The 6,806-nt window shown below is 63.8% G+C and carries 5 protein-coding genes; 1 reads left to right on the top strand and 4 read right to left on the bottom strand.

From position 1 onward, the window contains the following. Window positions 1-176: 176 nt before the first annotated feature. A complete protein-coding gene (locus GYA94_RS20035; protein ID WP_161892945.1) occupies window positions 177-1,331 on the bottom strand; it encodes a cysteine desulfurase family protein in 1,155 nt (384 codons plus the stop codon). 210 nt (window positions 1,332-1,541) lie between these two features. Then, complete coding sequence (locus GYA94_RS20030) at window positions 1,542-2,468, bottom strand: LysR family transcriptional regulator (protein ID WP_009686428.1); 927 nt, start codon at window positions 2,466-2,468, stop codon at window positions 1,542-1,544. 139 nt (window positions 2,469-2,607) lie between these two features. Here GYA94_RS20030 and GYA94_RS20025 point away from each other — a divergent pair, with 139 nt between their 5' ends. Further along, a complete protein-coding gene (locus GYA94_RS20025; protein ID WP_054914005.1) occupies window positions 2,608-3,837 on the top strand; it encodes an acyl-CoA dehydrogenase in 1,230 nt (409 codons plus the stop codon). Between the two features lie 22 nt (window positions 3,838-3,859). Here GYA94_RS20025 and GYA94_RS20020 read toward each other — a convergent pair whose 3' ends face one another. Both GYA94_RS20020 and GYA94_RS20015 read right to left on the bottom strand, forming a co-directional pair. Beyond that, entirely contained in the window at window positions 3,860-4,900 is a 1,041-nt protein-coding gene (locus tag GYA94_RS20020; RefSeq protein ID WP_161892944.1) for a TerC family protein, read from the bottom strand. Between the two features lie 178 nt (window positions 4,901-5,078). Beyond that, a complete protein-coding gene (locus GYA94_RS20015) occupies window positions 5,079-6,386 on the bottom strand; it encodes a substrate-binding domain-containing protein (protein ID WP_161892943.1) in 1,308 nt (435 codons plus the stop codon). Between the last annotated feature and the right edge of the window lie 420 nt (window positions 6,387-6,806).

Genomic DNA, 6,806 nt, shown 5'->3' with positions numbered 1-6,806 from the left:
CACAAGGCGGCCGCGCGCATCTGGCACAGGGGTTACTGGCCCGAAACAAACGTAGGAGCGAGCGCAGCTCGCGAAGCGCCGCGCGGGCGGCGCTCGATCTCACAGACGCTGAAGATGCTGCGGCTACCCTTGCCAGAAACCATAGAATTTCCCACAGGGCCCGCGCAAGAGGCGGGTTACCACAAGGCTGCCGACGCCGCAGCCAGTACCCTGGCAAACACCTCCAGCGCCTTGTCGACTTCGGCGTCGGTGCTGAAACGGCCGATGCTAAGGCGCACGCTGTTGCGCGCCTGGTGCTCATTCAGCCCCAGCGCCAGCAGCACGTGGGACGCCATGTTGCTGGCCGAGTTGCACGCCGAGGTGGTGGACAACGCCAGTTCGCTGGCCAGCGCCGCACTGTTGAAGCCCGGGCTGTCGATGCACAGGTTCAGGGTGTGCGGGATGCGTTGCGTGGCGCAGCCATTGAGGCTGACCCCGGGCAACTTCAGCAAGCCTTCCTGCAGCCGCGTGGCCAGCTGCGCTAGGCGCAGGTACTCGCTGTCGCCGGGCTGCCCGGCCAGGGCGAACGCACTGCCCATGCCGGCAATCTGGTGGGTGGCCAAGGTCCCGGAACGCAGGCCCTGCTCATGGCCACCGCCGTGGATCTGTGCGCGCAGTACCGGGCGGGCGCGAGGCCCGACGTACAGGGCGCCGATGCCTTTGGGCCCATAGACCTTGTGCGCCGAGAACGACATCAGGTCGACAGCCATCGCGCGCAGGTCGATCGCCAGTTTGCCCACTGCCTGTGCGGCGTCCACGTGCAACAGGGCGCCATGCGCGCGAACGCACTCGCCAATGGCGGCAACGTCGGTGACCGTGCCGAGTTCATTGTTGACGGCCATCAGCGATACCAGGCGGGTATCGGCGCGCAACGCGGCTTGTACGGCCGCGGGCTGGATCAGGCCACGGGCATCAGGTGCCAGGCGCGTGACCGCCCAGCCTTGGCGCTCCAGTTCGGCCACGGTGTCGAGTACGGCTTTGTGTTCCAGCAGGCTGGTGACCAGGTGCCCCGGGTGGTCGATGCCGTTGGCAACGCCTTTGAGCGCCAGGTTGTTCGACTCGGTGGCACCAGAGGTCCATACCAGCGCTTCGGCCGGGGCGCCGATGCGCTCGGCCACTTGCTGGCGGGCCTGGTCCACCACACTGCGGGCGGCCTGGCCGTAGGCATGGCCACTGGAGGCCGGGTTGCCGAAGTTGGCCTGGCGGCCAAGGCAGGCGAGCATGGTTTCGACCACCCGGTCATCGACCGGGGTAGTGGCGGCGTAATCGAAGTACAGCGGGGCGTTAGGCATCGGGGCATGTCCATGTCTGTCGCCGTGGGGTCGGCGATCGTTGGCATCAGCCTATCGTGCGGTCGAAAGATGCTTTTCGCTTCCCGCTGAGCTATTTGTGGCGTATTTGCATGCTTGTTCTATTTGATTGCCTTTTTGGAGAATATTTTTCTCGATTCATTCTTTCGCACAGCACACCGTGATACGCATCGACCGGTTTCAGCGCGCACTTTAGGCAGGTTCAAGCGCTTTTTCTTCGTCGGCTACCACACGTTGGCACAGCTCGGTGATCTGCTCGCGCATCCAACGGTTGGCCGGGTCCTGGTCGGTGCTTTCGTGCCAGTACAGGTGCGTTTCCAGAGCCGGGACCTCCACCGGCAGCGGGTGGTAGCGCAGCTGATGACGGCGAGCGAAACGCTCCGGGACGGTCATTGCCATGTCGGTCTGCTGCAACACTTGCGAGGCCATCAGGTAGTGCTGCGAGCGCAGGGCGACCTTGCGTTGCACGCCCATCTTGCCCAAGGCCAGGTCGACATACCCCAGGCCGTTGCGGCGGCTGGAAATGTGGATATGGGTCATGCCCAGGTAGCTGTCGAGGGTCAGTTTGCTGTCCGCCAGCGGGTGGCCCTGGCGCAGGGCACAGACGTAGCGGTCTTGCATCAACTTCACGTGGCGGACCTGGGGGTCGGTGTTCAACGGTGCGTCGATGGCGAAATCCAGGCGGCCGGCGGCCAGCTCCTTGGTGGTTTCACGGCGCTTGCACAGGAAACTCTCGATCAGCACCGTCGGCGCCAGGCGGCGCAGCCGCTGGAACAGGGGCGGCAGAATGACCGCTTCGGTCAGGTCGGTCATGCTGATACGGAAGGTTTTGTTGGCCTGTTGCGGGTTGAAAATGCGGCTTTCCTGTACTGAGGTGCGCAGCAGCGCCAGGGCGTTGCGCACCGGGCCGATGATGTTCTGCGCCATGGGCGTGGGCACCATGCCTTGCGCAGTGCGCACGAACAGCGGGTCGTTGAAGGTTTCGCGCAGGCGCGACAGGGCGTTGGACACCGCCGGCTGGGTGATGCCGACGATCTGCCCGGCGCGGGTGAGGTTGGCTTCGGTGTAGATCGCATCGAACACGATGAACAGGTTGAGGTCGACCTTGCTGAGGTTCATGGGCGCCGCTCTTTGTTGGAGTTATCTGCCGATCATATATCGGTTATGAATGTTCATACACGCTGAAAATAGACTAGGTGGATCGGGTTGCGCTGCTCTAGGCTCTGGCCATGTTCTTCGAACCGTGAAGGTAACCCCGATGGATTTCGCCTATTCGCCCAAGGTCCAGGCACTGCGCGAGCGTGTCACTGCGTTCATGGATGCTTATGTCTACCCCGCCGAGGCGGTGTTTGACCGCCAGGTCGCCGAGGGTGACCGCTGGCAGCCCACCGCGATCATGGAAGAGCTCAAGGCCAAGGCCCGCGCCGAGGGGCTATGGAACCTGTTCCTGCCCGAGTCGGAGTACGGCGCTGGCCTGAGCAACCTGGAGTACGCGCCGCTGGCCGAAATCATGGGCCGCTCACTGCTCGGCCCGGAGCCGTTCAACTGTTCGGCCCCGGATACCGGCAACATGGAGGTGCTGGTGCGCTACGGCAGCCAGGCGCAGAAACGCCAGTGGCTGGAGCCGCTACTACGGGGCGAGATTCGTTCCTCCTTCGCCATGACCGAACCGGATGTGGCTTCCTCGGACGCGACCAACATGGTCGCGACCGCGGTGCGTGACGGTGACGAGTGGGTGATCAATGGGCGCAAATGGTGGACGTCTGGTGCGTGCGACCCGCGCTGCAAGGTGATGATCTTCATGGGCCTGTCCAATCCGGAAGGCCCGCGTCACCAGCAGCACTCGATGGTATTGGTGCCAACCGATACGCCTGGTGTGAAGATTGTTCGCCCGCTGCCGGTATTCGGCTACGACGATGCCCCGCATGGCCACGCCGAGGTGCTGTTCGAGAACGTAAGGGTGCCTTACGAAAACGTGATCCTCGGCGAGGGCCGCGGCTTCGAGATCGCCCAGGGGCGCCTGGGCCCTGGGCGTATCCACCACTGCATGCGTTCTGTCGGCATGGCCGAACGGGCGCTGGAGCTGATGTGCAAGCGCTCGGTTGCGCGCACCGCCTTCGGCAAGCCTCTGGCACGCCTGGGGGGCAACGTCGACAAGATTGCCGATTCGCGCATGGAAATCGACATGGCCCGGCTACTCACGCTCAAAGCGGCGTACATGATGGACACGGTCGGCAACAAGGTCGCGCGCAGCGAGATCGCGCAGATCAAGGTGGTGGCGCCGAACGTGGCGCTGAAGGTGATCGACCGGGCGATCCAGCTGCATGGCGGGGCAGGGGTGAGCGGCGATTTCCCGCTGGCGTACATGTACGCCATGCAACGCACCCTGCGCCTGGCCGACGGGCCCGATGAAGTGCACCGGGCGGCGATCGGCAAGTATGAGATTGGCAAGTATGTGCCGGCAGAGATGTTGCGCAGCGGGCGGTGAGGCAGGCTGATTCTCGTCAGGCCTACTCTTTGTGGCCGGCATTGGCTTGGGGGGTGCCGTGTGCCGGCGGCTGATCCACCACAGCCGGCTTCTGCCCCCGCGTCTTGAGCAGCGAAACCACCACCCCACCCAGCAACAGCCCGAACGTCACACCCAACGACAGCAACGCCGGCACCTTGCCGACCATGCCATGGTAGAAGATCTTGCAGCCGATGAAGATCAACACCAGCGCCAATGCGTACTTGAGGTATACGAACCGGTGCATCAGCGCCGACAACGCAAAGTACAGCGAGCGCAGGCCAAGAATGGCGAAGATGTTCGAGGTGTAGACAATGAACGGGTCCTGGGTGATGGCGAAGATCGCGGGTACGCTGTCCACCGCGAACACCAGGTCGGCCAGCTCGATCAGCACCAGTGCCAGGAACAGCGGCGTTGCATGGCGCAGGGCCTTGTTCTGCCCCGGGGGTGTCTGGCGGACAAAGAAGTGCGAGCCATGGATCTCGTCGGTCACCCGCAGGTGCCGGCGCACGAACTTGAGGATTGGGTTGTTGGCCAGGTCTGGATGGCTGTCTTCTTTGGACAGCGCCATCTTCACCCCGGTGAACAGCAGGAAGGCCCCGAAGAGGTACAGCACCCAGGCGAAGTTCTGCACCAGTGCTGCGCCCACCCCGATCATGATCGCGCGCAGGATCACCACCCCGAGGATGCCCCAGAACAGCACGCGGTGCTGGTAACGGCGGGGGATGGCGAAATAGCTGAAAATCATGGCCATGACGAACACGTTGTCCATCGACAGCGATTGCTCGACCAGGAAGCCGGTGTAGAACTCCAGCGCCGATTGCGCGCCTAGCTGAAACCAGACCCAACCGCCGAACAGCACGCCGATGCTGAAGTAGCCGGAGTACAACAGCAGGCTCTCGCGCATGCCGATTTCACGTTCGTGACGGTGCAGTATGCCGAGGTCGAGTACCAGCAGGCCGATGACGATGGCCATGAACACCAGCCACAACCAGGTGCTGGTACCGAGGACCGGGGTGGTGAGAAACGCCTGTAGAGCTGTCATGAGCCCCTCCTTGAATGTCGACGTTGCGTGGCAACAGTGATCCGACATCACGGCGTGGCAGCCGTCAGAGGGGCCCGGTATCACATAGGGTTAAGGCTAGACCTGTTTGCCTGCGCTGCCGAATCCGGAGCTGTTACATTTGTTTGCCAGGCGGCCGTGAACAGCATCACCCTGTTGCTCAGTACACCCACACCTCCACACGCTGGTTGTGCAGCCGCCCTTGTTCACGTTCGTTGCCGGCCACAGGCAATTCAGCGCCCATGCCGGTCACCTGCAGCACTGCGACGCCGTTACGTGCCAACTGTCGGCGCACCGCCTGCGCCCGCAAGCGCGACAGCAGCGCAGCGCGGCCTGGGGTCAGCTTGGGGTCGCCGAAGCCAACCAGCACTGTCTTGCCTTGTAGCTTGCCGGCCTGGTGCAGGTAATCGGCGACCCTTCGCACATCACGCAGGGCCTTGTTGTCGAGGTTGGCGCTGCCTGCCTGAAAGCGAAAGTTCACGCTCAGCCGTTGTGCCTGCCTGGCCAGGTTGCGGTAGCGCGGCGGCATGCCTGCCTGTGGTGGCACTGGCAGGGCCTGTATCTGCTGCGAAACGAACCCTTGCTGGGCGACGATGGCCTGGCCTGCCGGGCTTTGGGCGAAGTCCGCCAGGGCTTTGGCGGGTGGTTTGGGGTTGGCCGGCAGATAGAAGTACAAGCGCCGTGACAGGGGGTAGTCCTCGCTGGCCACCAGGGCGCGCGCTGGCAGCATGGCCGGGGCGTCCCCTTCAGCCACCGCCAGCACCTTGGCCCCGTGAATGGCGGCCAGGCTACTGAAGCCAATGGCCTGGCGGTCGGTGCTCACCCCTGCGGCCAGTTCGTCACTGGATTCGAAGCGCCGGGCCTGGGCTGACAGTGCCGCGTGCTGTGGCGCCAGTACCAGTGCCTTGAAGGTTTCAAAGGTGCCGGAGCGGTCGTCACGGGCGTACAGGTGAATGGCCCCGCCGCAAATGCCCAATTCTTCCCAACGCTGGATCTGACCAGAGAAAACTTGCGCCAGTTGCTCTGTGCTGAGCTGCGGCAGCGGGTTGTCGGGGTGGACAATGACCGCCACACCATCCAGGGCAATGACTTGCTCGGAAGCGGCAGCACGCAGGTCGCCCAACGCTCGCAACTGGAGTACTTCGTTGTCGTTGATCGGCCGTGAGGCGGCGGCCAGGTCGGCCTCGCCCTCAACCAGGGCGGTGAAGCCGGTGCTGGAACCGTGGGCAGCGATGTCGATGCGTACCGGTTGGCCCTGCGTGTCGCGGGCCGTGATCACGGTTTCGTTGGGCAGCTTGCCGGCCCGGCGTTCGATCGCGCTGGCTTGCTGCGCACGGAGCTGGCCCTCCACCAGCGCCGGCAGCAGGGCTGCGCCAATGGTATTGGAGCCTTGCACACGCAAATGAACCGGTTCGGCCACGGTGGCCAGTGGTAGCACGGTGAGCAGTAGCACAAGCAGGCGCGGCATGCCGGGTGGCCCTGTGGCATAGAGTTGGCCGGCAGATTACGACAGGGGCGTGATGATAATGTGACAGTCAATGGGCTTGAGGCTGTCGAGGCTGCTGTGCAGCCCATCGCCGGCAAGCCGGCTCCCACACCGATAGCAATGTTCTCAAGACCTGTGCTGTACGTTGTGGGAGATTCTATGGTTTCTGGCAAGGGTAGCCGCAGCATCTTCAGCGCCTGTGAGATCGAGCGCCGCGCGGGCGGCGCTCGCTCTAACAGGCGCTGCATACCTTGTGGCAAACACCTGTCAGCCCTGATGCGATCCCTGTGGGAGATTCTATGGTTCCTGGCAAGGGTAGCCGGAGCATCTTCAGCGCCTGTGAGATCGAGCGCCGCCCGCGCGGCGCATCGCGCTAACCTGCGCTCGCTCCTACGTGTTGGC

It is taken from the genome of Pseudomonas juntendi (genome assembly GCF_009932375.1).
Lineage (GTDB): Bacteria > Pseudomonadota > Gammaproteobacteria > Pseudomonadales > Pseudomonadaceae > Aquipseudomonas > Aquipseudomonas juntendi.
Note: the sequence above shows the minus strand (reverse complement) of the source record. Positions and strands in the feature narration are given on the sequence as shown.